The sequence below is a fragment of the Devosia sp. genome (assembly GCF_036406155.1).
In the GTDB taxonomy this organism is placed as follows: domain Bacteria; phylum Pseudomonadota; class Alphaproteobacteria; order Rhizobiales; family Devosiaceae; genus Devosia_A.
In genome coordinates this window covers 1-3,942 of record NZ_DASWVV010000179.1, presented here as the reverse complement: position 1 = coordinate 3,942, position 3,942 = coordinate 1, and the positions used below count along the sequence as shown (strand labels likewise).

At 67.5% G+C, this 3,942-nt stretch carries 2 protein-coding genes; one reads left to right on the top strand and one right to left on the bottom strand.

Annotation, left to right across the window (positions count from 1 at the left end; all coding sequences use genetic code 11):
• Positions 1 to 1,018, top strand: a 1,018-nt coding sequence (locus VGD93_RS11805; protein ID WP_395012267.1) for a ParB/RepB/Spo0J family partition protein, incomplete at its 5' end; no start/stop codon positions are given.
• A gap of 213 nt (positions 1,019 to 1,231) precedes the next feature.
• On the opposite strand, the gene VGD93_RS11800 is transcribed toward VGD93_RS11805, so the two are convergent.
• A complete protein-coding gene (locus tag VGD93_RS11800; RefSeq protein ID WP_395012265.1) occupies positions 1,232 to 3,685 on the bottom strand; it encodes a phage integrase family protein in 2,454 nt (817 codons plus the stop codon).
• Positions 3,686 to 3,942 lie beyond the last annotated feature (257 nt).

Genomic DNA, 3,942 nt, shown 5'->3' with positions numbered 1-3,942 from the left:
CTTCAAGATTCCGGACCATGTCGACGAACCCGAAGTGACTTCCGATCCGCAGGCCGAGGTCAAGCCAGCCCTTCCTCGCACGGGGGTTGGGATGCTGTCCCGAATGCTCAACGGTGCGGCGGCCGACACTGAAGCCGTCTCAAAGCTCAACGCCGAGATCGAGAAGCTCAAGCTGCAGGTCGGCGAGCAACTCATCGATCCCCGCCAGATCACGCTGACGCGCTGGGCCGATCGCCATCCGGACTCGTTCTCGAGCCAGGCTTTCGCGGAGTTGAAGCAGGAGATCGAGAGTGCCGGCGGCAACGTGCAGCCGATCAAGGTACGTCCCGTTCGTGGGGCTGCAGCGGAGCAGCCGGAGGGGCCGCGGTTCGAACTGGTCTACGGCTCGCGCCGGACGCGCGCGTGCCTCGAACTGGGCTTGCCGGTGCGTGCGGTCGTCGACGAGAACGTCGATGACCAAGCGCTCTACGTCCAGATGCAGCGGGAGAACCGCGGGCGTTCGAACCTGTCGGCTTGGGAGCAGGGCGTCAGCTATCACAAGGCTCTGAACGAGGGCTTGTTTCCCAGTGCGAGGCGGCTGGCCGAACAGATCGGACTCGACCACAGCAACGTGGCCAAGGCGCTTCGTGTGGCCGAGTTGCCGCAGGAGATCGTCGGCGCGTTCCGCAGCCCGGTCGACATTCAGTTCCGCTGGGCTGTCGCGCTGGACAAGGCCTACCAGCAGGATCCGGACGCAGTGCTGTCGGCCGCCCGTTTGCTCGCCGGCCGGTCGCCGAAGCCGGCTGCTGCGGAGGTGTTCCGCAGCCTGACCGAGGCGGTGTCGGCGAAGGGCAAGGCCAAGGCAAAGGAGGCTTCGCGTGCCTTCGTTATTGCCGATGGCAAGAAGGGCGTGATCCGAGCGGGGAAGGGTGGTGCGGTCACCGTGGAATTGCCTCGTGGGGTCCTGCCTCCGGCACGCTGGGCAGCCTTCGAGACGGCCCTCCAGAAATTGATTTCGGACCTCCCGGAAGCACCGTAAGGGGTGTCCGTGGTTCCGTACCACGGACACCATCGAATCCCTCGCCGAGGCTCAATCCGGAGTCAATTCCGGCGAGTCAGGGGGGCCAGAAGCGCGGCCTTGATCGGCCTCCAAATGCGCTCCGTGGTACCGTACCACAGCGCTCCGGAATGCCCCTTCCAGGGGCCGCCGAGGGGGGGGTGTGGTTCCGTACCACACCCCGCTTCAGAAGGCCTACTTTGGCGTGGTGGACGCCGCTGATGCCCTGCGGCGCGGCGCTTCTTCGGTCCCCGATCCGGCCGCGCGCTGCATCGCCCGCATGCCCCTTACGAGGTCCACAGCGTCCGCCTTCACGTAGACCGAGGTCACCCGAAGGTCGGAATGCCCAAGCAGGCTCTGCAGCACCTGGGGCTGCATCTGCTTCACGGCGGAATTGGCGAAGGTGTGACGCAGCCAGTGAGTCGATGCGTTCAGGAAGTCCGCCGAACCGGGGGCACCATCGCGCGCGGCAGCGGCGACGGCCACCTCGCGGAAGAACCGGCGCAGCGCCTTGTAGATCGCCGAGCGCTCCAGTGCGCCGTAGCGGTCAGCCTGCGACGGCAGTTCGCGATCCAGGAACGGAACGCCGAGCCGGTCCAGATTGCGCCGCGGGGGAGGGCGCTTGAGGATCCCGACGAGGGGCCGCCAGGCCTGTTGGTGCTCTGCCCGCAACGCGTCCTGCAATGCCTGCCCCACGCCCTCATCGGGCCTGCTGTCGAGTTCGTGGCCAGTTCCCGCCATGCGCTCGCCTGCCGCGGTAGTCGGAAGGCTGTTGGCCGCCTGGACTCTCTCCACACGTGAGTCGAAGCCCAGGCCTGCAGCGTCCATGTCCCGGTGGTGCTGCTCGAGCAGCGTCTTGATCTCGTCGAAGACCATCACCGTCCGGGGCTTCCCGCCCTTGCCGATGACGTCCAGCAACCATGCCTCCTGGCCATCCACCAGTTCCCGCCGGAAGCCCTTCAGCCGGGTCGTGGCCAGCTCCGACAAACGAAGGCCGGTGGTGCTGCCGAGTTCCAGCAGCAACTGCAGGCGCCGCCGCTCGGGAGTGTCCGGCTTTTCATGCAGCACCTCCATGGCGAAGGCCCACTGGCGCTCGCTCAGGGAACGGCGAACGTCGATGCTCGGCTTCAGCAGGCCCAGCGTCCGGCCCAGGTTCGCCATGGCATTGGCCCGTAGGTACCCTTTCTCGTGCATGGCGGAAAACATGCTGCCCAGGACGGTGAACTCGTGCCGCTGGCTGTTCCGCCCCAGCGGGCCGCGGAAAGGCCTCCAGGAGGCGTCCTCGCGCCTCACCTTGCGCTCCTGCACCCAATCGGCCGGCGGAGCCGCCAGGAAGGCCTGGTAGGCCTGCAGATCGGGCTCCTGGAGCGAGGAGAGGGCCTTGCGCCGCACATGGATGCACCAGAGGTAGAAGCGCTCGGCGATGCGCGTGTAGTCTCGCCGGGTCTGCCCCTGGTACCGGCTCAGCCACTGGCTGATCGCCTGAACATCGGTCTCCGCGCCCCAGACGTTGGCCTCATGCGATCGGAATGCGCCCTGACGGCCAGACAGGGCATCGGACAAGGCGCCGTCGACGATCGGGACCAGGGCGAACGGCTCTGCACCGGCCACCCCCCGACCCGCCAGTTCCCGCCGGCGCAGTAGCGCCAGGTCGGTCTCGGGGCGCCGGGCCGACTCCTTGAAGGGCCGCCCGCCGGCCTCGGCGATGGGAGTCAGCCACTCGAGCAGCCGCCGGGCCCGAACGACGCCCATCCGGGGTACACGGCGGTGCCACCGGAACCCGTAGATGTTGATGTAGTTGACCAGGTCGCCAAGCGACTTGACGCCGACCTTGGCCAGGTCGCGCGGGATGCCGGAGCCGAGCCAGAAGCCAGCCTCGTCTTCCAGACTGGCCTCACGCGACAGCACGCGCTCGAGCGCCGCGAGTGCCTCGACGACCGCCTTGCGTTGGATCGCAGATAGCCGCGGGGCGGCCGCGGCAGACGACCCCTCGACGAGTCGCGAATGAGTCGTGGCGGACAGGGCAGGGGAGGGCGGGGCGGCCAAGTGTCCGGCATTTCCTGCCCCGGTCTGACCCGCCGCCGCGTCCTCGCCGAACTCCTCGCCGTAGAGTTCGAGCCACTCCGCTTCCGTGTAGAAGTCCTCGTCGATTCCGGTCGCACCGCAGTACTGCGAGCGCCATTCTTCGAGGCTAGGGGAGGGTGGCTGGCTCGATGCCGGCCTCAGCGCGACCTCGGGAGTGCTGATGTGTCCGGCTTTTCCTGCCCCTCGTCCAGCTTTCGCTACGGCAAAGTCGGGCAAAGCGCGCAAGGCCGGCAGCGCCACCGCCAACTCCGAACCGCAACCCCGCGCCTCGCCGGCGTGCTCGATCGCCGCGACGACCAGGCGCAGACGGGTGGCGAAGTGGCGACGATCGCTGGGTCCGCCAGTGAAGGAGAGGTAGAGCCGCCAGGCGCGCTCAAGGTCGACCCCGTCGAGGAGGGCGCGCAGAAATGCGAAGTGGTGGCGGCCGAGCTCGCCGCTGCCTTCGCGCAGCAGGCGTGTCTTCGCGCCACGCGGGCGGCCACGGCGCCGCGGCGGCACGCTGGCGTTGGCGGTGAGCTGGCCAGGGGCCGGCGCTACCTCTGAAGCCACCACCTCCGTAGGCATGAAAAAGGGTCCCCCAAGAGCGGTACCCCCACTATAGAAGAATTTTCGCAATGTCCTGAGAAGTGTTCTTATCAGGACGTCATTTCGTGTCGAAAATCCACAGACGGCAAGCCGCGGCCGCTCACACAACTAAGAGTGATGCTGCCCGGCAACAAAATTTGAGGCTTGGTCATGGCCGAGCCGGCCAACCGGTCACGCTACGCCGATTCGCACGGCACAGCAATGTCGCCGGTCGGCGGCCGAGCATCAGGGTTGCC

Coding starts and splice junctions, on each gene's coding strand:
- VGD93_RS11800 (WP_395012265.1), bottom strand. CDS start 3,685: ATGCCTACGGAGGTGGTGGCTTCAGAGGTAGCGCCGGCCCCTGGCCAG.